General features: G+C 49.1%; 21 protein-coding genes. 16 read left to right on the forward strand and 5 right to left on the reverse strand.

Going from position 1 to position 23,509, the window contains the following annotated elements; all coding sequences use genetic code 11:
- Window positions 1-44 precede the first annotated feature (44 nt).
- On the reverse strand, window positions 45-665 hold the full coding sequence (locus tag H7A02_03915) for an arylesterase (protein MCP5171400.1): 621 nt from the start codon (window positions 663-665) through the stop codon (window positions 45-47).
- A gap of 371 nt (window positions 666-1,036) precedes the next feature.
- On the opposite strand from H7A02_03915, the gene cueR reads away from it, so the two are divergent.
- Both cueR and H7A02_03925 read left to right on the forward strand, forming a co-directional pair.
- Window positions 1,037-1,447: a Cu(I)-responsive transcriptional regulator gene (cueR, locus tag H7A02_03920; GenBank protein ID MCP5171401.1), complete on the forward strand. Its 411-nt coding sequence runs from the start codon at window positions 1,037-1,039 to the stop codon at window positions 1,445-1,447.
- The gene (locus tag H7A02_03925; GenBank protein MCP5171402.1) at window positions 1,440-2,555 is read left to right on the forward strand and encodes a permease; all 1,116 of its coding nucleotides are present in this window, start codon (window positions 1,440-1,442) and stop codon (window positions 2,553-2,555) included. Before cueR ends, H7A02_03925 begins: the two co-directional genes overlap by 8 nt.
- A gap of 18 nt (window positions 2,556-2,573) precedes the next feature.
- On the opposite strand, the gene H7A02_03930 is transcribed toward H7A02_03925, so the two are convergent.
- Together H7A02_03930 and H7A02_03935 are read right to left on the reverse strand one after the other, a co-directional pair.
- The gene (locus H7A02_03930; protein ID MCP5171403.1) at window positions 2,574-3,284 is read right to left on the reverse strand and encodes a hypothetical protein; all 711 of its coding nucleotides are present in this window, start codon (window positions 3,282-3,284) and stop codon (window positions 2,574-2,576) included.
- A gap of 22 nt (window positions 3,285-3,306) precedes the next feature.
- Complete coding sequence (locus H7A02_03935; GenBank protein MCP5171404.1) at window positions 3,307-4,335, reverse strand: DUF2235 domain-containing protein; 1,029 nt, start codon at window positions 4,333-4,335, stop codon at window positions 3,307-3,309.
- Between the two features lie 164 nt (window positions 4,336-4,499).
- Here H7A02_03935 and ftsB point away from each other — a divergent pair, with 164 nt between their 5' ends.
- From ftsB to rpoS, 8 genes are all read left to right on the forward strand, one after another.
- On the forward strand, window positions 4,500-4,802 hold the full coding sequence (ftsB, locus tag H7A02_03940) for a cell division protein FtsB (protein MCP5171405.1): 303 nt from the start codon (window positions 4,500-4,502) through the stop codon (window positions 4,800-4,802).
- A gap of 22 nt (window positions 4,803-4,824) precedes the next feature.
- Complete coding sequence (locus H7A02_03945) at window positions 4,825-5,535, forward strand: 2-C-methyl-D-erythritol 4-phosphate cytidylyltransferase (protein MCP5171406.1); 711 nt, start codon at window positions 4,825-4,827, stop codon at window positions 5,533-5,535.
- A 17-nt stretch (window positions 5,536-5,552) separates the two neighbouring features.
- Window positions 5,553-6,026, forward strand: coding sequence for a 2-C-methyl-D-erythritol 2,4-cyclodiphosphate synthase (ispF, locus tag H7A02_03950; GenBank protein ID MCP5171407.1), 474 nt, complete (start codon window positions 5,553-5,555; stop codon window positions 6,024-6,026).
- Window positions 6,023-7,048, forward strand: coding sequence for a tRNA pseudouridine(13) synthase TruD (locus H7A02_03955; protein ID MCP5171408.1), 1,026 nt, complete (start codon window positions 6,023-6,025; stop codon window positions 7,046-7,048). Before ispF ends, H7A02_03955 begins: the two co-directional genes overlap by 4 nt.
- Window positions 7,049-7,152: 104 nt before the next feature.
- On the forward strand, window positions 7,153-7,824 hold the full coding sequence (locus tag H7A02_03960; GenBank protein ID MCP5171409.1) for a protein-L-isoaspartate(D-aspartate) O-methyltransferase: 672 nt from the start codon (window positions 7,153-7,155) through the stop codon (window positions 7,822-7,824).
- 118 nt (window positions 7,825-7,942) lie between these two features.
- On the forward strand, window positions 7,943-8,857 hold the full coding sequence (locus H7A02_03965) for a DUF368 domain-containing protein (protein ID MCP5171410.1): 915 nt from the start codon (window positions 7,943-7,945) through the stop codon (window positions 8,855-8,857).
- 3 nt (window positions 8,858-8,860) lie between these two features.
- Window positions 8,861-9,655: a peptidoglycan DD-metalloendopeptidase family protein gene (locus H7A02_03970; GenBank protein ID MCP5171411.1), complete on the forward strand. Its 795-nt coding sequence runs from the start codon at window positions 8,861-8,863 to the stop codon at window positions 9,653-9,655.
- Window position 9,656: 1 nt separating this feature from the next.
- A complete protein-coding gene (rpoS, locus tag H7A02_03975; protein MCP5171412.1) occupies window positions 9,657-10,649 on the forward strand; it encodes an RNA polymerase sigma factor RpoS in 993 nt (330 codons plus the stop codon).
- Window positions 10,650-10,782: 133 nt separating this feature from the next.
- On the opposite strand, the gene H7A02_03980 is transcribed toward rpoS, so the two are convergent.
- Window positions 10,783-11,106, reverse strand: coding sequence for a ferredoxin family protein (locus H7A02_03980; protein MCP5171413.1), 324 nt, complete (start codon window positions 11,104-11,106; stop codon window positions 10,783-10,785).
- An 87-nt stretch (window positions 11,107-11,193) separates the two neighbouring features.
- Window positions 11,194-13,761, reverse strand: a complete 2,568-nt coding sequence (mutS, locus tag H7A02_03985; GenBank protein MCP5171414.1) for a DNA mismatch repair protein MutS — start codon at window positions 13,759-13,761, stop codon at window positions 11,194-11,196.
- A 252-nt stretch (window positions 13,762-14,013) separates the two neighbouring features.
- Between mutS and folD the strand changes: the two genes are divergently transcribed.
- The 6 genes from folD to H7A02_04015 all read left to right on the forward strand — a co-directional run bounded on the left by folD (window position 14,014) and on the right by H7A02_04015 (window position 23,444).
- Window positions 14,014-14,874, forward strand: a complete 861-nt coding sequence (gene folD, locus H7A02_03990) for a bifunctional methylenetetrahydrofolate dehydrogenase/methenyltetrahydrofolate cyclohydrolase FolD (GenBank protein ID MCP5171415.1) — start codon at window positions 14,014-14,016, stop codon at window positions 14,872-14,874.
- Between the two features lie 169 nt (window positions 14,875-15,043).
- Window positions 15,044-18,112, forward strand: a complete 3,069-nt coding sequence (locus H7A02_03995) for a PAS domain S-box protein (GenBank protein ID MCP5171416.1) — start codon at window positions 15,044-15,046, stop codon at window positions 18,110-18,112.
- Window positions 18,112-18,498 carry a response regulator gene (locus tag H7A02_04000; GenBank protein MCP5171417.1) on the forward strand — a complete coding sequence of 129 codons (387 nt, stop codon included), beginning with the start codon at window positions 18,112-18,114 and terminating at the stop codon, window positions 18,496-18,498. Before H7A02_03995 ends, H7A02_04000 begins: the two co-directional genes overlap by 1 nt.
- 141 nt (window positions 18,499-18,639) lie before the next feature.
- Window positions 18,640-21,108 (forward strand): EAL domain-containing protein, encoded by a 2,469-nt coding sequence (locus H7A02_04005; protein ID MCP5171418.1) that lies wholly within the window; start codon window positions 18,640-18,642, stop codon window positions 21,106-21,108.
- A 300-nt stretch (window positions 21,109-21,408) separates the two neighbouring features.
- On the forward strand, window positions 21,409-22,107 hold the full coding sequence (locus H7A02_04010; protein ID MCP5171419.1) for a nitroreductase: 699 nt from the start codon (window positions 21,409-21,411) through the stop codon (window positions 22,105-22,107).
- Window positions 22,108-22,181: 74 nt separating this feature from the next.
- Window positions 22,182-23,444: an acyl-CoA dehydrogenase family protein gene (locus H7A02_04015; protein MCP5171420.1), complete on the forward strand. Its 1,263-nt coding sequence runs from the start codon at window positions 22,182-22,184 to the stop codon at window positions 23,442-23,444.
- The last annotated feature ends 65 nt before the right edge of the window (window positions 23,445-23,509 follow it).

The following is a 23,509-nucleotide window of genomic DNA, read 5'->3' on the forward strand; positions in this document are numbered from 1 at the left end:
GCATCTGGCCAGAAACAAAGGCGCGAATTCTAGCAGAGATCGCGTTACTTGGCCTGAATATCTGCCGCTTGTGTTCCATTCAGAATGGGTAACAGCTGATCCATCATCTTTTCAGCGATCAATGGTTGGGCAGCTTCGGTTGGATGAATACCGTCTTGCATGACCATCTCCGGTTGCAACATGATGTCTTCAAAGATAAAGGGAATCAGCGGGATTTGCTGCTGCGCTGCCAGTTTGGGATAGGCTTGCCGGAAGCGCTCGGTATAGCGTTTGCCGTAGTTGGCCGGAATTTGCATGCTGAACAAAAGTGGTTTGCTTTGGTGTTTGCGGCTTAACTCGATTATTTTTCGCAGGTTTTTACTCATGGTTGCAATGGAGTAACCGCGTAGCCCATCATTGCCGCCCAGTTCGATAAGCACGTAATCGGGCCGATGTTCCCTGAGTAAAGCGGGTAAGCGTGCCAGTCCACCGGCAGTGGTCTCGCCGCTGACACTGCCATTGATTATCTGGCAGTCGTTGTCACATTTCTTCTGGAATATATTGACCCAGCCCTTCTCTGCCTCCATGCCATAAGCAGCACTCAGGCTGTCACCAAGCACAAGAAGCGTTGCTGCTTGTCCCGATGAGGCAGAAATAAGCAGTAAAAAACAGAGCAGGTATTTCATGATTCGGTTTAGGGGGGGTGAAGGAATAGGGTGGCTGTGTACTCGGTGTGCGGTGTTTATGTTGCCAGCAGAGTTTACCTCAGTTGGCCTCTCAAGGAATAGCGGTGCAGACAAAAACAGATTGGCCGTGACGGAGCATTAAAGGTAAATCCAGGAGTGTCACTCTGTTGATTTAGTAAATTATTGTTAGTAAAAAAATATTATATAAAATAAATAGTTATTAAAAAATATTAAAGTGGATTATAGGTTTGTGTTCGTCTTGTCGACTCGGTCTACGGTTTGTTATCTGATCATTTGTACCACAACTGCTTGACCTTGTAGTTACTTTAAGGTTTATAACATATTCGGTTCTCAGACTATTCGGGAAAATCATGAATATTGGCCATGCCGCAAAACAAAGTGGACTAAGCAGCGAAACGATTCGTTATTACGAGAGTGTTGGTTTGATCACGCCATCATCAAGAGGTGCGAATGGTTATCGTGAATACAACGAAGATAAAATTCGCGAGCTGAATTTTTTGCGTCATGCACGTCAATTTGGCTTCAGTCTTGAAGACTGTAAAACCCTGTTGGGGCTTTATAAGAATCCAGATCGGCGCAGCAGTGATGTGCATGAGCTGGTAGCTGAAAAGCTGACGGAGATCGAGCGGCGAATCGTCGAATTGCAGAGCATGAAGAGAGTGCTGGAAGAAATGAGTGGTCAGTGTCCTAACAATGAAGAGGCCAGCTGTACGATTATCGACTCGCTTGCTCGTATTGATGGGGAGAAAGGTTATGAGTAATTGCTGTCATACAAAAGAACCACAGCAGCCTCAGGAAGATAAACAGAAAGTTACCCCGGGTTGCTGTCCCTCTGAGCAGGGGGCAGATTCCGGACGTTCCCACCCCGATTATTTACTGTGGGGCTCGGGTCTTATCGTTCTGACCGGCTATATACTTTACTGGTTACTCGATGGTCATCCCGACCTACCGCGCTGGCTCGTTACCATGACATCCGGTATCTACGAGCTGATCAACACGATGTGGTGGGGGTTGCTGATGGCGGTCATCTTTGTTGGCCTGCTGGAGCGAGTGCCCCGGGAACTGGTGATGTCTGCCCTTGGGCAGGGCGGCACGGCTAAAGGCATTGTCAGGGCGACGCTGGCTGGAGTATTACTCGATTTATGCAGTCACGGTATTTTGATGGTGGGCACAAAGCTCTATGAGCGGGGTGCCAGTCTTGGACAGTTGATGGCATTTCTGATTGCCAGCCCCTGGAACTCGTTGTCGTTGACGATCATTATGATTGCCTTGATCGGATTTCAATGGACGTTAGCCTATATTTTACTATCGATGGCTATTGGTATCGTTTCCGGGATTATTTTCGACAGAATTGTGGCCAGAGGTGTTTTGCCCGCTAATCCCAATCAAATAACGCTGGATGGTGATAGCGAGCCTGTTGGCCGACAGTTACTGGCCCTGATTAAGAGCGCGAAGTTTACGCCGAAGGGAATGACGGGTGTGTTGCTGGATGGTATTCGCGATTCAAGAATGGTTTTTCGCTGGCTCTTGTTTGGCATTGTGCTCGCCACACTGATTCGTGCCTTTGTGCCAATGGATGCTTACCAGACGCTATTTGGTCCAACGGTTGTCGGTTTATTACTAACCCTGATAGCCGCTACAGTGATTGAGGTTTGCTCGGAGGGGTCGACACCCATTGCCGCTGATCTGGTGACCCGTGCAGCTGCGCCGGGTAACGGCTTTACATTTTTGATGGCTGGTGTTGCCACAGACTATACAGAGATTATGGTCATACGGGATCTGACCCGTTCCTGGAAAGTGGCATTGTTTTTACCGCTGGTGACATTGCCTCAGGTGCTGGTGTTAGGCTGGGTACTTAACCAGTTTTAGCGCACTGATTTTGCGCTTTTAGTCTGTTTTTTCCCACGCCAGGGTGATCAGTGATCCCAGATACTGATATTGCATGGTCATTTCATCTTCCGTGAGACTTAACTGAAGTGGGGTTTCACCCTGGTTGATATACGTTGGCTCGGTACTGCCGGTAATCATCATTACCCAGTTACCACCGCGTTTCTGAATATAGCCTGCGTACTGGTAGACCATCATTTGTCCGAAATCATTATAGCCGCCCAGCTGCGCTGTCCAGTTGACAGCGTTATTGCCTGAGGGCTGCATGGCCATGACGCCTTCAATGCCGTTGGCAAAAATGCCGTTTTCCTGGTAGCTGATCAATTCGTAGTGACCACTGGGTAAGAGTATCGCTGCTGGTGCGGGTAACGATGGTGGTGTCGGTTTCTCTGCGGCAGTAGCCTCTGCCGCTTGACTGTGGACAGTCTGATTCCGGATTACTGTGCCAGGGTGCGCGTTGTTGCCGAGGGTCTGTTCCCCGGTAGTGTTTACGGATGAGTCGGAGCTATTGTCAGGCAATAAACGGGGTACCAGCAGGAGAATAACGCCGAGGGCAATCAGGAGAATGGACGGATTGCTGACATCTACCTTGATGCCAAATGCTTCGACATTGTTTTTGCCGGTCTCCCGTTTTCCGGAAACGAATAATACCAGCCCTGCGATGATCAGCAGACCGCCTGCCAGCATGATGATAACGTCAAAGGTACCCATCTTTTTCTCCTGATAGACTCGCCTAGCTGACCAGTTGAGGCCAGTCGTTGTCTTGCAGGTATTCCTGCAGATTTTTAGGCCGGTATTTTTCGTTACTTTGCCAGCGCTGTTGCACTGACTGGTGTATCAGTATCTCGCCAGCATGCTTAATCGGGCGATAGTAGGGGCGCCTGGAACGGTAAATATGCTTGCGGGAATTGTGCAGTGTTGCATTTGGGTCGGGCTGAAGGTTCTGCCCCAGGTGTTGCTCAATACTCAGGCCTGCCGCCTTAGCTTCCTTGACCATCCACTGCATGGGAATGTCTGATAACAGGCCACCGTTTTTATCCGGTGGATAACTGCCGCCGATATTGCTGTGTACTCCGGCAAACCATACCTGCTTTAAATCCATGTTCTCGCGTTGTTGCCAGATAGTAGGTTCGAAGTCAGAGCGCAGTTCGTCAATGGCCATGGCGTGGCGGGCAACGGCGATATTGGGGCCTATTTTGGTATCGTAAAACTCGTCTTTTTTGTCCAGTAGTCCCAAAAAGGAAAACGGAATACCCAACGCGCCAACGGTATCCCAAACGCCGACAAAGGCTATTTGGCGGCTGGGATGAGAGTGCTGTGCGCGGAATTCGAGAGATTTCTCGCCGTCCGGGTGATAAGCGTTTCCTGGTTTCTTGTAATGATCAAAAGCAGCCTGAATCAGACGTGCATCCGGGCGTTTGACAATACCGCAGTTATTGATCAGCCCGCAGAGGCTGCGAATGGTATAGGCTCCCCGGCTGAAACCGAATAGGAACAGCTCGTCGCCAGGTGAGTAGTTCTGCACGATATAGCGGTAGTTGTCGAGAATGTTTTTATTGATGCCCTTTCCAGTGGCTCCGCCGATGACCGGGTCGTAGTAAGAGCCAACCCCCCAATCGTAGAAAACCTGCTGGGAAACCTGCTGTGGTGCTGTCGGTTTGATGGCGCGAGCCAGTTTCAGAACATTGGTGGGGTGGTCTTTATCGAGATTCTTTTCCGGTCGGTTCCATGTGCCGTCAGCGCAGATAACAATGCGTTTCATTTTTTGCTCCAATTCCCTTTTTGACTGTACAGAGTATATACAAGGAATATTATTCTTTCGACCAGCGAGGTTATTTGTCAATTCGATGCAGAGAAATGTGTCGTGGGGCCTCACAAAGAAGATGTTGTTGTGGTGTTCGGACAGATGTTCGGTAAAATCACCCGATGCGTTGGTTGACGATTATTCTTGCCGTACTTTTTCTGTTGCTCCAGTACCGTCTTTGGGTTGGTGAGGGCAGTCTCGCCCAAAAAGTGGCGCTGGAGAATAAGGTGGCTGAACAGCTTGAAGAAAACCAGCATTTACGGGACCGCAACCAGGTGCTGGCCAATGAAGTGAGTGACCTCAAAAATGGTCTGGAAGGTGTCGAAGAGCTGGCCCGAAAGGATCTGGGCATGGTGAAAAAAGGAGAAACCTTCTACATGGTGATTGAAAAGCCGGAAAAAGAAAACAGTGAGAAGTCCCAATGAAATCTTTAATGAAGACCGGGCGATGAAAACCTGGGTTGTTGTGCCCGCTGCCGGAACCGGCAGTCGCTTTGGTGTCGGGACACCAAAGCAGTACCACCGGCTTGCCGGTGAGCCGATTATTGTACGTACGTTGCACAGGCTTTTGTCGCTCGAGCCAGAGGCCGTTGTCGTTGCTGTACACAAGGCGGATCAGCGCTGGCAACAAATGCCTTTGTCAAGGCATCCGAAAATTCGCACGGTGCATGGTGGCCATGAACGAGCCGACTCGGTGCGCGCAGCGGTGGCATCCCTTGCCGCTGAAGCCGGGGAGGACGATTGGGTGCTGGTACATGATGTGGCCAGGCCCTGCGTGTTAATTTCCGATATCCGGCGGCTGATAGCGACGCTTGCTGGCCACCCGGTTGGTGGTATTCTGGCAACACCGGTAAGCGATACGATTAAAAGAGTAGAGCCGGATTCCTGTCAGATTCGGAATACTGAAGACCGTACTCGGCTCTGGTCCGCGCAAACCCCGCAATTGTTCAGATACGCAGTGCTTCGTAAAGCCCTGGCCAGTGTCGACAGCAGTGTGACTGATGAAGCCGGGGCAGTAGAAAAAGCGGGCCTCACACCTCTGGTTGTAGAAGGAAGCCGTGACAACATCAAGATTACCCGGCGAGAAGATATTGCCATAGCAACAGCCATTATCGAGTTCCAGGCGACGCAGCAGGGACAGACAGCGAGTGACATTTAACGGCAAGAGGCATGAAAATGAGAATTGGTTTTGGCTACGATGTCCATGCTTTCGGCAGTGGTGATCGGGTTACTCTTGGCGGGGTATCGATTCCGTACACAAAGGGTCTGGTTGCACATTCTGACGGCGATGTCTTGATTCATGCCCTGTGTGATGCCCTGCTGGGGGCAGCGGCGTTAGGGGATATTGGCAAACACTTTCCGGATACTGATCCTCAGTATAAAGGCGCCGACAGCCGCACCCTGTTGCGCCAGGTGATTGGTTTGATAACCGGTAAGGGGTATCAGCTGGTCAATGCCGATATGACGCTGGTCGCCCAGGCGCCTAAAATGGCACCTCATATCACTGCCATGATGAATAATCTGGCCGGGGATATAGGCTGTGATTCGGATCAGCTGAATATAAAAGCAACGACCACGGAAAAACTTGGCTTCGAGGGGCGGGGAGAAGGAATTGCCTGCCATGCAATTGTACTGCTTGCGCGGAAATGACTGTTCAATCTGAAAGAAGCGCTGCCGGTTTTTCACCTGATGACTTTCTGGGTGGCCCCCTTGATTTTCCTCGGGCTCATGGTTCTGTTTGCGGAGAAGCTGTTTTTCGACGTGAACCGGAGGATTTTCAGGTTAATGAGGTGCTGGGTTTTTCACCGGCAGGTGAGGGGGAGCATCTTTGTCTGCACATAGAAAAACGCAATCAGAATACCCGTTGGGTCGCCGGATTGCTCGCCGAGTCACTGGGTGTTAATGAAAATGCTGTTGGTTATTGTGGCCTGAAAGACCGGCGTGCGGTAACCCGCCAGTGGTTCAGTGTGCATACCCGTCAGACGCCGGGAATGCTGGCCCTGGGTCATGACATCAACGTGCTGTCGACAACACGGCATCACAAAAAACTTCGCCGCGGCATACATCAGTCCAATCAGTTTGTCATCCGCTTGCGCGAGTTTGGGGTTGACCCTGAGAGGCTTGATGCCCGTTTGCAGACAATTGGTGAGCAGGGTGTACCCCATTATTTTGGTGAGCAGCGCTTTGGTTTCAATGCAGGTAACTTGCAGGAGGCTGACCGGTTATTGTCGGAAGCTGCCGATCAGAGCCGTCGTCACCGCAAGGGAAAGAATGGGTGGCAGCAACGGGGCGGTCTCTACCTTTCTGCAGCGCGTTCATACCTGTTTAATCTTGTGCTGGCGGAAAGGGTAAAGCGGCGAACATGGAATCTGTGCCTTGAGGGCGAGACTGTGGCTGAGGGGCCGTTGTGGGGGCGGGGGAGAAGTTCTGCACCTGCTATCGTTGCGGAACTGGAGAAGAATATTCTGAAAGGCTGGCAACACTGGTGCAGTGGACTGGAGTTCAGCGGCCTGCAACAGGAACGGCGGCCGCTGGTATTAACGCCAGCCAGTTTTTCATGGCAACAACAGGGCGAGGATCTTGAGCTTGCTTTTACTCTGCCTGCCGGTGCCTACGCTACCGCAGTGCTGCGTGAAATTGCTGTGTTGAAACAAATAGCCAGACCCCTTTAACAGGGCTTATACTCGGCTGAATTGGCTATGGTATAGTTGCGGCCTGCAGAAGTTACCGGTCAGATAGGCAAATATATACACATTAAAAAATGCAGGGGTAGGGCTTGAATTCAATCGAAGTTGGCGGAATTGGCATGACATCGCAGCGCACACGCGAGCGATTGATTCAGCGACTCAAGGATCAGGGAATTACCGATCAGCGAGTACTGGATGTTATGCGAACCACGCCCAGGCATATCTTTCTCGATGAAGCCCTTTCCCATCGCGCTTATGAAGACACCGCACTTCCGATAGGGTATTCGCAAACCATCTCCCAGCCCTATGTTGTGGCGCTGATGACCCAGATAATACTGTCTCTTGGTCCACGCAAGCGGGTACTTGAAATAGGCGCCGGTTCCGGGTATCAGACAGCTGTTCTGGCCCAGTTGGTGGACAAGGTATTCAGTGTCGAGCGCATAAAACCACTGCTTGACAAGGCGCGTTCACGGATGCGGATGCTGGGGTTCAGAAACGTTAGGCTCAATCACAGCGACGGCGGTTTTGGCTGGCCGGAGTATGGTCCGTATGATGCCATTTTGAGCGCCGCTGCACCGGAACAGGTTCCCGGCGAGCTGTTGTTGCAAATGGCTCCGGATGGCATTCTGGTTATTCCGGTAGGGCCCGGTAGTGTTCAGGAATTGAGAGTGATTATTCGCAAGGGCGATTCCATGGAATTTCAGGAAAGCATTGCTGAGAATGTGCGCTTTGTGCCCTTGCTCAGTGGTGTAACGCGCTGATACAGGTTTTCGGCTGCTGTTTTTTGGCTTTTTTTGAATAGATATTGAGGAGCATTTTTTGAGTAGTAACAGCAGAACAGCAAAACAGTTTGTGCTGTTATTTTCAAAGGGATTTGCCATGGGGGCTGCCGATGTGGTGCCTGGTGTCTCTGGCGGCACCATCGCCTTTATCAGCGGGATTTATGAGGAGTTACTGGGCAGTATTCGCGCAGTCAATCTGCACGCTCTGAAAATACTTAAAACGGAAGGAGTGAGAGCTTTCTGGCGGGCAATTAACGGTAGTTTTCTGTTAACACTATTTGCCGGCATTATCGCCAGTATTGCCAGCCTCGCCAGACTGGTCAATATAGGCCTGGCACAACACCCCATTCTGGTATGGTCATTCTTCTTTGGTTTGATTGCAGCTTCTGTGATCTATATTTTCAGGCAGTTGCCAGGATTGCGATTGCAGGAATGGATTGGATTATGGCTCGGAGCACTGGTTGCCATGGCCATTGCCTTTTTGCCTCCGCTTCAGGTTAGTGATGATTTGTGGGTAGTGTTTTTATCTGGTGCCTTGGCGATTTGTGCCATGATTCTACCGGGAATATCCGGCAGTTTTATTTTGCTGCTGATCGGAATGTACTCGATCATGATTCAGGCCATTGCTGATGTCAACGTGCCTGTGCTGATAACGTTTATGCTGGGTTGTGCCTGTGGTTTGCTGTTATTTTCGCGGTTTTTGTCATGGCTGTTGCAACGGTTTCATTCGCCAACCATTGCGGTTCTGACAGGCTTTTTGTCTGGCTCGCTGTTAATCGTCTGGCCCTGGAAAGAATCTCTGGAGGTCGTTATTAATGGCAAGGGACAGGAGGTTGTGTTGTCACACCGGCTGGTATTGCCCGGTGACTACTTCGAGTTGACCGGTATTGCCCCGCAAACCTGGCAGGCAATTGGCCTTATGATTATTGGCGCTTTGCTGGTGTTTGGTCTGGAGTACCTCGGTGATCGCAGTGCCCGCGGGCTGACCGGCAGTCAACAGCAGAGACTCTAGCCCATGTTGGCCAGAAGGTGGAAGAGCTATGGCTGGTTTTTGCTGGTCGTTTTACTGACGCTGACAGGTTGCGCCTCTCCACCACCGGCACCGATAGACAGCCGTAAACCTCCACCCAGTAACAAAATCAACGTCCACTATGTGTCAAAGGGTGACACATTGTTTTCCATCGCCTGGTCTTATGAGAAAGATGTACACAAACTGGCCCGGGCCAATGGTTTGCGAAAGCCCTATACCATTTACCAGGGCCAGCGCCTGACGCTTGATACCACGCATTTGCCAGCATTACCTTCACCCGCTATTCCCCGGAGCCATGAGAGTAAACCGGTTAGCAAGGATAAAACTTCGGGTCAGCAGACTGGCAGGGACTCCTCCGTAAAAACAGCCTCATCTGCTGTCAGTGTTTCAAAGCCTGCCGCATTGCCGCCCCGGTGGAGCTGGCAGTGGCCGGTACCAGGGTCTGTTACCCGGCAGTTTAATGCGGATGCCTTGTTTAAGGGAATCGATCTTCGGGTGCGACCCGGACAACCGGTTGTGGCTGCAGGGCCGGGTGTAGTGGTTTATGCAGGTAGTGGTTTGCGTGGCTACGGCAAGATGATCATTATCAAGCACAGCGAAATTTACCTGAGCGCCTATGCACATAATCGTAAAATTCTTGTCAAGGAAGGTCAGGAGATAAAGGCAGGTCAGGTGATTTCTGAGGCTGGTGGTGATCATGCTAACAACCGCCGCTTGTATTTTGAGATCAGAAAGGATGGGAAGCCGGTAGACCCGCGATATTATTTGCCTAAACGGTAACATGAATGACATAGCACAGTTGTTCTTTGTGTTTTACACTGGTCATTCGCGTATATTGGCTAATTTTGCAGATAGATGTCAGCAGGAAGCAGTCATGTCAGACTTGGAAGAAAATGATTTTCTCGAAGATCATGAAATTGTCAGTAAATCGGAAACCGTTCTTGACGCGGCCAGCCTCTATTTAAAAGAGATCGGCTATGCTCCTCTACTGACAGCGGAAGAGGAAGTTTTCTATTCCCGCAAAGCGCTACAGGGAGATGAATCTTCCCGCAAGCGGATGATTGAGAGCAACCTGCGTTTGGTGGTAAAAATCGCACGCCGCTATGTGAATCGTGGTTTGTCGCTATTGGATTTGATTGAAGAAGGTAATCTGGGTCTGATTCGCGCGGTGGAAAAATTTGATCCGGAAATGGGGTTCCGTTTTTCCACGTACGCCACCTGGTGGATACGGCAAACCATTGAGCGTGGGCTGATGAATCAGACGCGAACGATTCGCCTGCCAATTCATATCGTTAAAGAGCTTAATATTTATTTCAAGGCTTCTCAAAAACTGGCTCAGGATTTGGATCATGATCCAACAGCAGAAGAAATTGCACAGTTATTGAATAAGCCGGTTGAGGTGGTTTCACGTATGCTCAGGCATAGCGAACGGGTCAGCTCAATTGATGTGCCCGTTGGCCGGGAGGGTGACAGAATGTTGGTGGAAACCATTGCAGACGAGCACCCATCTGACCCTGAAGAACTTGCAGAAGGCGATGATCTGCACGACTCCATAGAAATCTGGCTGGAAGAACTCTCTGAAAAGCAGCGCGAAGTCATTGCACGCCGATTTGGTCTGCGAGGCTACGATGTTTCAACTCTGGAAAGTGTCGGGCTTGAAATTGGTTTGACCCGTGAACGGGTGCGCCAGATTCAGGTAGAGGCTTTGCGCAAGCTGCGTGACATCATGAAACGCCATGGCCTGGACAGTAAAATACTGTTTGACCAGAAATAAGTCGGCAGAATAGGTGAGTACAAAACAGAGGGGCACAAGTGCCGCAACCGGCTTATAGACTCCCCGTTGGCTGGGCGTCGATAGCCGGTTTTTAGCGTAATGTCAGGTAACGAAAAGGGCGATCGCAAGGCGATCAACGTTCCAAGTGTTCCAGCTTGCCCGGTACGCCGTTCCACTCATCAGCATCTTCCGGTGCTTCTTTCATCTCGGTGATGTTTGGCCACTCTTCGGCGAGTTCGGCATTCAGCGCCAGGAAGTGTTGCTGATCGTCAGGTAGTTCATCTTCCGAGAAAATTGCTTCTGCCGGGCATTCCGGTTCGCACAGGGCGCAGTCGATACATTCATCCGGGTGAATAACCAGGAAGTTTGGTCCCTCATAAAAGCAGTCTACCGGGCAGACTTCAACACAGTCAGTGTACTTGCACTTGATGCAGTTTTCCCCAACGATAAACGTCATGTGGCTGTTCTCCAAACAGAAATTCAGGTTAACAAAAGCGGACTCCGCTTAACGGCGGAGAATTATACAATAATAAAATGATCTGTTTTATGCTTTCTTATCATTGATCAACTGTTTAAGGCTATATAGTTTTTCGAGTGCCTGCCTGGGTGTTAAATCATCCGGTTCAAACTGTTCAAGTGCGGATAATAGTGCGTTTGCTCTGGGGTCACCAAATAAGTCATTCTGACGCGGCAAGTCAGCAATCTCATTCGATGTGGGTAGGGTAACAGTTGTGGTCGAATGGGCGCCTGCTTCCAGCGCGGCCAGCTCAGTCCTGGCCAGAGCCAGTACTTCAGCGGGAATCCCTGCCAGCTTTGCTACATGGATGCCGTAGCTTTGGCTGGCTGGACCTTCCTGTACAGCATGTAAAAACACAATGGAATCATTGTATTCCGAAGCATCAAGGTGGACATTGGCAACGGCATCGATTTGTTCCGGTAGCCGGGTTAACTCAAAATAATGGGTCGCGAACAGGGTAAAGGCTTTTACCTGATCGGCCAGCTGGATTGCACAGGCCCATGCCAGGGAAAGGCCGTCAAACGTACTGGTGCCACGACCAATTTCATCCATCAGTACCAGGCTTTGGTGCGTCGCATTATGGAGAATGTTGGCGGTTTCTGTCATTTCCACCATGAATGTAGAGCGGCCGCCAGCCAGATCGTCGGAAGAACCGATACGGGTAAAAATACGGTCAACCATGCCGATTACAGCACTTTCTGCTGGTATACAGCTGCCGATATGGGCCAACAGAACGATCAATGCTGCCTGCCGCATATAGGTAGATTTACCGCCCATGTTCGGACCGGTGATAATCAGCATTCGGCGGTCATCATGCAGCTGCAGACTGTTGGCGACAAAAGGGGAGTCGAGAACCTGCTCAACAACCGGATGACGACCATGGCAGATATTTATGCCACTTTCAGCCACCAGTTCCGGTTGTACCATATTCAGTGTATCTGCGCGCTCTGCCAGATTTGCCAGAACATCCAGCTCGGAGACAGCCGCTGAAGACATCTGCAGGGCGAGCAGATTTTCATTCAGTGTCTCAAGTAGCTCATCGTAGAGCGCCTTCTCTCTCGATAAGGCGCGACTTTTGGCGCTCAGAGCCTTGTCTTCAAATTGTTTGAGTTCTGGCGTAATAAACCGCTCGGCATTTTTTAGCGTCTGACGGCGAATATATTCGGTAGGCGCCTGCCCGGATTGGGCGCGGGAAATTTCGATGTAGTAGCCATGCACGCGGTTATAACCGACCTTTAGGGAGGACAACCCTGTGCGGGCTTTTTCCTGCTGTTCAAGATCCACCAGAAATTGTCCGGCATTACTGCTGAGGCTACGAAACTCGTCCAGTTCAGAGTCAAAACCTGTGGCGATAACACCGCCATCTCGAATGACCACCGGTGGATTATCGACAATTGCCTGACATAAAAGATTGACTGTTTCGGGAAACGTGTTTGCTTCCCGGCACAAACCTGCCAGGTGGTTGGACGGGCTGTCTTTCAGCGTGGACTGAATACCCGGTAATGCGGCCAATGATTCCCGCAAGCGGGTCAGGTCCCTTGGTCTTGCCGAACGCAGTGCGACTCTGCCAAGAATACGTTCCATATCGCCAATCTGGTTCAACCATTCACGCAGAGATTCGTAAATATAATTGGTGCGCAATGCGGCTATGGCCTGTTGTCTCTGCTGCAGTAACTGAATATCCCGTAAAGGTCGGTTCAGCCAGCGGCAGAGCAGGCGGCCACCCATTGCTGTGGTGGTGTTATCCAGTACCGAAAGCAGCGTGTTTTCAATGCCGCCATTGAGGTTTGTGTCCAGCTCCAGATTGCGTCTTGTGGCGGCATCAAGCATGACACTCTGATCCAGATTTTCGTGACTAATGGCCCGGATATGCGGCAGCGATGTGCGCTGCGTTGCCTGAACATACTGTAGCAGACAGCCTGCCGCGCAAATTGCTGTGGTTAAATGCTCGCAACCAAAACCGGATAAATCTTTGGTGCCAAACTGTTTGTTTAGCAACCGTCGTGCATTGTCGAGTTCGAATTCCCAGGGTGGTTGTCTGCGTAAGCCTTTAAACTTTTCTAACAGATCTGGTGCCAGGAAATTGTCGTTTATCAGCAGTTCTGCAGGACGCAGGCGCTGCAATTCGCTGGCGAGCGCTTCTTCTGACTTGACTTCCAGTATCTGAAAGCGGCCGCTGCCAATATCGAGGTTGGCAATGCCGAAACAATCTTCTGTAGAAAATACGGCCGCGAGCAAATTGTCCCTGTGCTCGTCCAAAAGCGCTTCATCGCTCACTGTGCCGGGCGTTACAATGCGGACAACTTGCCTCTCCACGGGCCCCTTACTGGTTGCCGGGTCACCAATCTGTTCGCAGATTGCAACAGAAATCCCCTGTTTGACCAGCCGTGCCAGATAGCCTTCAGCCGCGTGGTGCGGTACGCCTGCCATTGGAATCGGTTCGCCAGCTGATTTGCCACGGCTGGTAAGTGTTACATCCAGCAGTTGAGCGGCTTTTTTGGCGTCATCAAAAAACAGCTCATAAAAATCGCCCATGCGATAGAACACCATTTCATTCGGGTGTTGAGCTTTAATGCGTAAATATTGCTGCATCATAGGGGTGTGTTGTTCGGATATCGCTTGCTGGACTGTCATCGATGAGCATTTTGGCGTGATTTGGGGGATCTGATTCTACGTGATTAAAGAGCAGGAAAAAACTGGCTGAATACATTGAGAGCACAACATATGTATGCTCTTTCTGTGTAAATCCCGGACTGCATCCCCCCGTTTTGTGGTTAAATATCGTCTTTGGAAACTCTCTTGATGTGAGGGTTGGGCAGAGCTATATGAGTGACGGGAGCATTTTAATTGAGCACAGTGATTGATGGTAAAGCGGTAGCAGCGCAATTGCGCGAATCCATTAAGCAGGAAGTTCAGAAACTTCAGGTGGAAAAGGGCATTGTTCCCGGGCTGGCTGTGGTTCTGGTGGGTGAAGATCCTGCCAGCCAGGTTTATGTTCGCAATAAAGGCAGGCAGACTATCGAAGCAGGCATGGCCAGTTTTGAATTCAAAATGCCGGTGGACACCACCCAGGAAGCGCTGTTAAAAAAACTTGATGAGCTCAACCGTGATGATTCAGTACACGGCATATTGGTGCAGCTGCCTTTGCCTGAGCACATTGATGAGTCTGTCATTATTGCAGCAATTTCTCCCGAGAAAGATGTCGACGGGTTCCATGCCATGAATTCCGGTCGGTTGATGAACGGTGAGAAGGGAGCTTTGGTGCCCTGCACACCTCAGGGTTGTGTGATATTGGCAAAAAGTTATCTGGGCGATGATCTGTCCGGCAAGCATGCTGTGATTGTGGGGCGTTCTAATATCGTGGGTAAACCCGTTGCCATGTTGTTATTGCAGGAAAACTGCACAGTGACTATTGCGCATTCCCGAACCCAAGACCTGCCAGCACTATGTCGTGAAGCCGATATTCTGGTGGCAGCAGTGGGACGCCCGGAAATGATTCGGGGCGACTGGGTGAAGCCGGGAGCAACCGTGATTGATGTCGGTATTAACCGCGTTCCTACCGAAGATGGCAAAGGCCGACTGGTCGGTGATGTAGCCTTCGAAGAAGCTGCAATGGTGGCTGGGGCTATCACACCTGTTCCTGGGGGTGTTGGCCCGATGACGATAGCATGTTTATTGCAGAATACGTTAATTGCGGCTCAGCAGTAAGAGGAACTATAGACGACGTGGGTATGGTTTCGGGCATGACATATTTTTAGAAATTCTGAGAGATTGTGTTCTATATTTAACAAAAGATTTAGAGTCATGATTAAGGATAGCTGTTGTTATAAATAAGTAGCCGGATTTTACGATATTAGAAAGGGATGGCTGATTGACAATGGATGCACCTGAAAAGCCCGACAATGAGGCCGCCCGCATTGCTTCGCTTTGTGGTGTGGGTGTGCTGGATACCCCTGCAGAAGAGCGTTTCGATCGGATTACCCGTATTGCCAGCGCACACTTTCAGGTGCCGATTGCCCTGGTCAGTCTTGTGGATGCTGACAGACAGTGGTTCAAATCCAGACAGGGGCTTGATGCTGCGGAAACACCTCGTGATATCTCCTTTTGTGGGCACAGCATTCTGGATGAGAGTATTTTTTATGTGCCAAACGCACTGGATGACCCTCGTTTTTCTGATAACCCGCTGGTAACAGGACCTCCGGATATTCGTTTTTATGCCGGTGCTCCTTTGCATACCCCCGACGGAATGCGAATTGGCACACTTTGCATCATTGATCGCCAATCTCGAGTTTTTACCGATAACGAGCTTTCAGTATTACGGGATCTGGCTGATGTTGTTGAAGCGGAACTGGGTCGCGCTCGCCTGTTACAAGTTCAGGAAGAGTTATCCACGACTGAGCAACGACTGCAACATATTCTCCGATTAAGCCCGGGAATTATTTATACGGCTCACGGTCATGAGCGTCTGATTTTTTCCTATATTAGTCCTCAGATGGAAAACCTTTTAGGCTATAAACCGGAATCAATGCTGGGTAATCCCGACATCTGGAGCAATCTTGTTCACCCGGAGGATAACGGAAAGATTTTTGATAGTCTGCATAAGGACGATGAAACCGGGACGGCTGTTTTCGAATATCGTGTTAAGCGAGCAGATGGAGGGTATCTGTGGTTGCACGATAAGAGGCATTTCACTTCAGATGGCGATGACATAGTCGGGCTCTGGATAGATATTACGCGCCGGAAAGAGCTGGAGCTGGAGTCTAAATACTATAAAGCTATCGTGGATTCTTCCGAGGATGCGATCATCAGCAAGTCTCTCGATGGCTTTATTACCAGTTGGAATCGTGCGGCTGAACAGATGTTTGGTTACTCATCGATGGAAGTTGTGGGGAAACCGATGGAGGTGGTGTTTCCTCCGGATCGACTTCATGAGGAAAAAAATATTCTCGGGGAGATCTCTCTGGGTAACAAAATTGAACATTTTGAGTCTACCAGGATGCATAAAGATAGACACTATATCGATGTGTCTGTGAGTGTATCGCCCATTTTTGATCAGTACGGTAGTGTTGTTGGCGCATCAACCATTGCCAGAGATATAACGCAAAGCAAGCAGGCCGAAATTCGATTAAAGAATAGCGAATCCCGCATTCGGGCGATTGTTGAAAATGTACTGGATGGCATTATAACCATTGATGCAAAGGGTACTGTTCAGACAATGAACCGGGCTGCCGAGCAGATTTTTGGTTATAAATCTGAAGAAGTGGTGGGCGAAAATGTAAAAATGCTGATGCCGGAAAACTATTCTGTGGAGCATGACAGTTATTTATCAAATTACTTAACGACGGGCAATGCCAAGGTGATAGGTATAGGTCGGGAAGTTACTGGCTTACGCAAGGATGATTCGGTTTTTCCAATGGAGTTGGCTGTCAGTGAAATGCAAATAGAAGGAGAGCATATTTTTACAGGCATCGTGCGGGATATTACAGAAAGAAAAAAAATAGAACGAATGAAATCGGAGTTTGTTTCGACGGTGAGCCACGAGTTGAGAACGCCATTGACCTCCATTCGGGGAGCGTTGGGTTTAGTATTAGGTCGTTCATCAGACAAATTACCGGAAGATGTGCGAAAAATGATCGAGATGGCCAACCGCAATAGCGAGCGGCTCACGTTGCTGATTAATGACATTCTGGATCTGGAAAAAATAGAATCAGGGCAATTGGAGTTCACTTTCGGTGAAATAAACCTGGGTGCTGTTGCAAGGCGAGCAATTGAAGACAATCAGGGGTTTTCTCAGGAGCACGGAGTCACTCTGGAAATGAAGAATTGCGCGGATTCTGCTTTGGTTCTGGGTGACGAGCACCGGCTGTTACAGGTATTTGCCAATCTTATTTCAAACGCAGTCAAATTTTCGCCGAAAGGCGCGAAAGTAGAAATTTCGGTTGTACTTAATGATAGGGATTGCCATGTTGCGGTACGTGATTATGGGCCAGGCATTCCTTATGAATTCCGAGCCAGTATCTTTAAGCGTTTTGCTCAGGCGGACAGCTCCGATTCAAGAGAAAAAGGTGGTACCGGGCTTGGTCTTAGCATTAGCAAGGCTATTATTGAACATCATGGCGGAACTATTGGTTACAACAGCGTTCCGGGTGAGGGTGCAGAATTTGGTTTTTCGTTGCCAACCTTGGGGAAGCGATTAAAGTCGCAGAAAATTGCATGTGAGAAAAGCAGAGCTATTATTTGTGAGGGGGATGCAGATGTGGCTGCTGTTCTGGAAGGAATGATTCGTGCGGAAGGCGTAACCTGCGACATCGCTCAGACGGCGAGTCGAACGCGAGAACTCATTAAAGAAAGGAAGTATAGCCTGCTGCTGCTAGACCTACTTCTGCCGGATGAAGATGGACTTAAATTATTGCAAGAGCTTAGAGAAGATCCCTTGACAAGGCAGCTGCCTGTTATCGTGGTTTCCAGGCGTGCTCAAGAAGGTAAGGAAATATTCACTGGCGACGGCGTGATGGTGGTTGATTGGCTGCAGAAGCCGGTTGATCGAGAGCGCCTGATGCATGCATTGAGAGAAGCGTTGAAAAAGGTAAAAAGGCCAAAAATTCTTCATATTGAAGATGACCTTGATATTATTCAGATTACGGAAGATGTAGTTGGCGACGTTGCTGAATTCAGCTCGGTACCCAGTCTTCAGGGTGCCAAAAAACTATTGAAACACAATCGCTATGATTTGGTTATTCTGGATCTGGGGTTGGAGGATGGTTCGGGTGTCGATCTGCTGGATGAGTTGAAGAGCCTTTGTCCCGTGGTGATTTTTTCGGCCAAAATACCTAATCATTTGTCGGGAAAAGTCTCCGCGGCATTGACGAAATCTATAACCAGCAATGATCTGTTAAAGGCGACAATTCATAACGTGTTAAATGAAGAGCTAAATGGAAGCAAATAATGGGTAGCAATGTGATCAGCATACTCTATGTAGAGGATGATAGAGATATTCGTGAGGTAACCGAAATGGTACTCGCGGATGAAAGGTTTGAACTGGTTGCCTGCTCCTCGGGGCAGGAAGCGGTCAGTGCCGCTGCCGATCTGACCCCGGATCTGCTGCTGCTTGATGTCATGATGCCCGGCTTGGATGGGCCTGCAACCTTGAAGTCGCTGAGAATGTATCCGCAATTAAAGAATACCCCTGTGATCTTTATGACCGCTAAAGTACAGGCTTCTGAGGTTGCTCAATATGAGGCGCTGGGAGCTATAGGTGTTATCCGTAAACCTTTTGACCCCATGACCCTTGCGGAGCAAATTGTCAGGCTATTTACGACGGCTAAGGTGTAAGGTAATAGATTGTTCTACGGATGGACTCGGGCAGTAATTGTTCTATCCTCTCGTAGGTTAGGGGTGAGCTCGCTAATGGAGACTTCGCCATTTCGGTAGCGCTGCTATGGATTGGTCAAGTGAATAAATAAGGAGATCGGTGTGAGAATCAAAAATACTGAGGGTGATTTCGGTGCGATACGAAGGCGATTTATCAAGCGATTGAAAGGAACCTATGAAGATATTACCGCTTTATTAAAGCAGGACACCCTTTCTCGCGAAGATGTTGAAAATATTCGAAATATTATCCATAAGCTTGCTGGAAGTGGGGCAACATTTGGCTTTTCCGGAATATCTCTTGGAGCGAGCTATTGCGAAGACTACCTTGTGCGCGCACTCAACGAAGAAAATTTTAAATCTGTTAAGCCGCAATTAACCACATTTCTGTCGGTTATTGGTGAACTTATTGAGTTTCACCCTGATGAGCCAGCTCTCCAAGTAAAACCCAGAATGCCTCTTTCGAGAGAAGCCAAGCATGTTTATTTGCTTGAAGATGACCATGAGCTTGCCGGGTATATTGCCGGAGAATTGTTGCTGGATGATTATCAGGTAGTGCTTTTTTCCAGTGTTGCCGAAATAAATGAGGCCGTATACAAGGTGCTGCCTGCGGCGATTATTGCTGACATCATTCTTCCAGAGGGCTCTGAAGCAGGGATTGACTGGGTTAACGCAATCAATAAGGTTATCAAGCCGCCAATACCCGTTATCTTTATATCGGAAAAGGGTGATTTTAATACACGACTCAACGCGGTAAGGGCCGGGGCTGATTACTACCTTAAAAAACCCCTGATTATGAAACAGCTAAAGCAGGCATTGTACGAAAGTGTATATAAAAAGCCCTACACGCCATACCGGGTAATGCTGATAGACGATGATCAATTGCTGGCAGAGGCTTTTAAGCTGGATCTCTTACACCATGATATCAACGTAACCATTGTTACTGAGCCATTCAATGCGGTTGAAGAGATTGAACGATTCAAGCCGGAATTGATTCTGCTCGACCTTTATATGCCGAGTTGCAATGGTATTGAGCTTGGGCAGATTATTCGGCAGTGGCCCGAATTTGCATCAATCCCGATTGTTTTTATGTCGGTAGAGCGAGATGTTCGAAAGCAGCTGGACGCCATTCGACTCGCAGGCGACGACTTTCTCGTCAAACCTATTGAGCCCTGGCAGTTGAGTGTTCAAGTGCTGGCCAGGGTCAGGCGGGCAAGAATGATTAATTTTTATCAAGAAGAGCTGGCCACTGAGATTGCCCATCAAAAAATACATGACCAGCTAACCGGGTTGCCAAACCGGAATTACATGGAATTAAAAATCCACGAGCTGCTTTCCGATGCGAAACTTACCAAAGGGAAGCTGCTTGCACTGTTATGGATGGATATCGATAACTTTTCCCACTTAAATGACGTGCTTGGGCACAAGGTGGGAGACCAGATCATAATTGATGTGGCGAATCGGTTGTCGTCTGTGTTGTCGAACTCTGATTCGCTTTGTCGGCTGGGTGGCGACGAGTATGCCATTCTGTTGAACAGAGAAAATGGTCAGGTTGATATAGAGACCTTTTGCAAGGAAGTGATGGCGTTGTTTGTTGCGCCGTTTAAAATCGGCAGTGAAACCCTTCGCGTTACACTGAGTATGGGTGTCAGCTTGTATGTAGAAGGGGCTGACACCACGGCACATGAAATTATTAAGGCGGGGGATATCGCGCTTTACCATGCAAAGCTGGCTGGGCGGAACAATTACGTACTGTTTTCTGAGAAGATGGCTGAACGCTTGTCCCGAAACCTCTGGTTGGAAAGCGAATTGAGGCGATCGATAGACAAAGATCAGCTGGACTTGTTTTATCAGCCAAAGTTTTCTGCTGATGGCAAGCAGTTGGTGGGTGCCGAAGCGCTACTGCGCTGGCATCATCCCGAAATAGGGCTTATAAGCCCTGAAGAGTTTATTCCTATTGCCGAAAGGAGCTCGTTAATTACCGATATTGCATACTGGGTAATGAACAGCTGCTGCTATCAGATCAATGTCTGGAAAGAGCAGGGGGTCTGTGTTCCGCCTATTGCGATCAACCTTTCTGCCAGAGAGTTGGAAGACCCTGATTTTCTCAATGATATTGTTGTGATTCCCGAGCGTTACAACATTGCCCCGGGGGCTCTGCAGATTGAGTTAACAGAAAGGACGGTAGCTAAACAGGACAGTTTTATTGTCAATGCATTAAACAGGTTGACCAGTGCCGGTTTCAGCATTGCCATTGATGATTTTGGTACCGGGTATTCCTCTTTAAAAAACCTGCAGCAGATGCCAATCAGTTTGTTAAAAATTGACCGCTCCTTTGTGATTAATGTGCCTGAAGATAAGGGCAACAGCAGCATTACGGAAACAATTGTGCGGTTAGGTGAAAAAATGGCTGTTGATGTTTTGGCCGAGGGTGTAGAGACAGAGGCCGAAGCTGCTTTTTTGCAGGAAATTGGTTGCCAGTATATTCAGGGGTTTCTCTACTCTAAGCCGCTTCAATCCTCAAATTTCCTTGAATTAATTAAAAGTCATGCTTCAGGAATTGAGATAGTCTGAAAGCGTCAGCGACATTTCAACAACTGCCGAACCTGCCAATTATGATGGAATGGGTTTTATCGCAGCAGGGGGGTGGTGATGATTAACCTGTTCTCCAATATGGCGGTATGCTGAAATTCTGCCAGATAGTAGTTATCTGATCAGTTGTGCGCAGATAGGACAAGTAAGTGGTTGACAAGCCTTTTATTGTCAATTAATTTGCTAGACAAGATCCAATCTTTTAAAAATGATTGTTTTATAAATTATTTGTGGTTTGTGTTTCAGGTCTGCCTGTCATTAAAGTTATCGTGAAGTGTGATTATGGTTTCGGAAAAAAATACAGGTATAGAGAATCGGGCATTTGAGGATGTTCTGAGAGGGCGCAGCTCGGTTCGGGGGTTTCTGCCAACGCCCTTGTCGGCCGAAAAGTTGAGGCAGATTTTCGAGCTGGCACAGAGATCCCCCTCTAACTGCAATACCCAGCCATGGCGCGTCTGTGTGGTTTCCGGCAGGGTATGCCAGTCTCTGCGTGACAGGCTGTACGAGCTGGCCAGTAGCGATCAGGAACCAAATCCGGATTTTAAGATACAGCATGCTTATGACGGCGTATTTCGCCAGAGGCAGGTTGATTGCGCCACTGCGCTTTATGACAGCATGGGTGTTCAGCGGGGAGACAAAAGTCAGCGCAAGGCAGCGATGTTGAGAAATTTTGAGTTTTTCCAAGCCCCGCATGCCGCTTTTATCAGTATGCCGAAGAGGTTTGGTGTTTTTAATGCGCTGGATGTAGGCATGTATCTGCAAACCTTGTTGCTTTGTATGAAAAGCTACGGTGTGGCCAGCTGTGCTCAGGGAGCGCTTGCACTGTACCCGGATGCTGTTCGTGAGGTAACCGGTATTGCTGACGATCAGGGCATACTGGTTGGCGTTTCCTTTGGTTATGAAGATCCCGACCATGTAACCAGCAACACGGTGACATCCAGGGCTGATCTGGGTGACATCGTTACTTTTTTGAATGACTGAATATGTGACAGGCCGGGCGGAGTGCTTCGGGCTGCCAATTAACTGTTTATCTTATCCAATACTGGAGAATAGCAATGAATTTTGAGCTGCCGTCTGAATTACAGGGCTTTTTGGGTGATCTCGACGCTTTTATTGAAAAAGAAATAAAGCCTCTTGAGCAGGAAAACGACAACATCCGATTCTTTGATCATCGACGAGAGAATTCACGTACTGATTGGGATAATCAGGGGCTTCCTACTGAAGAGTGGGAAGCGCTTATGTACGAAGCCAAATGCCGGGCGGATAAGGCTGGTTTTTATCGCTATGCTTTGCCAAAAGAGTACGGCGGTCGAGAAGGCAGTAACCTGGATGGTGCTGTAATACGGGAACACCTTGCTGCAAAAGGCCTGGGGTTACATCACGATCTCCAGAACGAGCACTCCGTTGTCGGCAACCATGTCAATGCGCAACTGTTGTTGCAGTACGGCACGCCTGAACAACAGGAAAAGCTGTTCGATAGTATCTTGTTGGGCAAGAGGACACTCGCTGTTGCCATTACTGAGCCTGATCATGGTTCCGATGCCACTCATATGGAGACGGTTGCGGTAAAAGAAGGCGATGAGTGGGTGATTAATGGCCACAAAACATGGAATTCTGAGGTACACCTATCTGACTACAATATGGTTTTTGCCCGCACCAGTGGCGAGAAAGGCAGCGCAGAAGGCATCACCGCTTTTTTGGTTGATATGAAGAAAGAAGGCGCAAAAATTGAAGAATATCTGTGGACCTTCAACATGCCTACGTCCCATGCCCATACCAGTTTCACTGATGTCAGAGTGGCAGACAGCGATATTATTGGTGAGGAAGGCCAGGGACTTCGTATTGCACAACATTTTTTCAATGAAAACAGGTTGCGCCAGGCGGCCAACAGCCTGGGAGCAGGTGTTTACTGCATCAATGAATCGGTTAAATACGCCTTGGAAAGAAAGCCTTTTGGTAAAGCGTTGGCGACCAATCAAGCCATCCAGTTTCCACTGGTCGAGTTACAGACCCGTGCAGAAATGCTGCGAGCCTTTATCCAGAAAACCGCGTGGATGATGGATAAATACGGTGCCTTTTCTCAATCCGATAAAGTGTCAATGTGCAATTTTGCGGCGAACCAGTTCTGCTGCGATGCCGCAGATCGCGCCATCCAGACCCACGGAGGAATAGGTTACTCCCGTCATAAGCAGTTCGAGCATATCTACCGCCACCATCGCCGCTACCGTATTACTGAAGGTGCCGACGAAATCCAGATGCGCCGTGTGGCAGGTTATATGTTTGGTTTTATGAAACAGAAGGCTCCCAAGGGCATGTAAAGCAGGAACCTGGGCCGAATGTGAATGTTCGGTAAGGGATGTTTTCGATATTTCAAGCCAAGAGT

It is taken from the genome of Pseudomonadales bacterium (assembly GCA_024234435.1).
Taxonomy (GTDB): Bacteria; Pseudomonadota; Gammaproteobacteria; order Pseudomonadales; family Porticoccaceae; genus JACKOF01.

Excerpts from the sequence above, each read along its gene's own strand:
- H7A02_03995 (MCP5171416.1), top strand. The coding sequence starts at position 15,044 with ATGGATGCACCTGAAAAGCCCGACAATGAGGCCGCCCGCATTGCTTCG.
- ftsB (MCP5171405.1), top strand. The coding sequence starts at position 4,500 with ATGCGTTGGTTGACGATTATTCTTGCCGTACTTTTTCTGTTGCTCCAG.
- H7A02_03915 (MCP5171400.1), bottom strand. The coding sequence starts at position 665 with ATGAAATACCTGCTCTGTTTTTTACTGCTTATTTCTGCCTCATCGGGA.
- H7A02_04000 (MCP5171417.1), top strand. The coding sequence starts at position 18,112 with ATGGGTAGCAATGTGATCAGCATACTCTATGTAGAGGATGATAGAGAT.
- H7A02_04010 (MCP5171419.1), top strand. The coding sequence starts at position 21,409 with ATGGTTTCGGAAAAAAATACAGGTATAGAGAATCGGGCATTTGAGGAT.
- H7A02_03980 (MCP5171413.1), bottom strand. The coding sequence starts at position 11,106 with ATGACGTTTATCGTTGGGGAAAACTGCATCAAGTGCAAGTACACTGAC.
- H7A02_03935 (MCP5171404.1), bottom strand. The coding sequence starts at position 4,335 with ATGAAACGCATTGTTATCTGCGCTGACGGCACATGGAACCGACCGGAA.
- H7A02_03955 (MCP5171408.1), top strand. The coding sequence starts at position 6,023 with ATGACTGTTCAATCTGAAAGAAGCGCTGCCGGTTTTTCACCTGATGAC.
- H7A02_03930 (MCP5171403.1), bottom strand. The coding sequence starts at position 3,284 with ATGGGTACCTTTGACGTTATCATCATGCTGGCAGGCGGTCTGCTGATC.
- H7A02_03945 (MCP5171406.1), top strand. The coding sequence starts at position 4,825 with ATGAAAACCTGGGTTGTTGTGCCCGCTGCCGGAACCGGCAGTCGCTTT.
- H7A02_03965 (MCP5171410.1), top strand. The coding sequence starts at position 7,943 with ATGGGGGCTGCCGATGTGGTGCCTGGTGTCTCTGGCGGCACCATCGCC.
- H7A02_03970 (MCP5171411.1), top strand. The coding sequence starts at position 8,861 with ATGTTGGCCAGAAGGTGGAAGAGCTATGGCTGGTTTTTGCTGGTCGTT.
- rpoS (MCP5171412.1), top strand. The coding sequence starts at position 9,657 with ATGAATGACATAGCACAGTTGTTCTTTGTGTTTTACACTGGTCATTCG.
- H7A02_03925 (MCP5171402.1), top strand. The coding sequence starts at position 1,440 with ATGAGTAATTGCTGTCATACAAAAGAACCACAGCAGCCTCAGGAAGAT.
- H7A02_04015 (MCP5171420.1), top strand. The coding sequence starts at position 22,182 with ATGAATTTTGAGCTGCCGTCTGAATTACAGGGCTTTTTGGGTGATCTC.
- mutS (MCP5171414.1), bottom strand. The coding sequence starts at position 13,761 with ATGATGCAGCAATATTTACGCATTAAAGCTCAACACCCGAATGAAATG.
- cueR (MCP5171401.1), top strand. The coding sequence starts at position 1,037 with ATGAATATTGGCCATGCCGCAAAACAAAGTGGACTAAGCAGCGAAACG.
- ispF (MCP5171407.1), top strand. The coding sequence starts at position 5,553 with ATGAGAATTGGTTTTGGCTACGATGTCCATGCTTTCGGCAGTGGTGAT.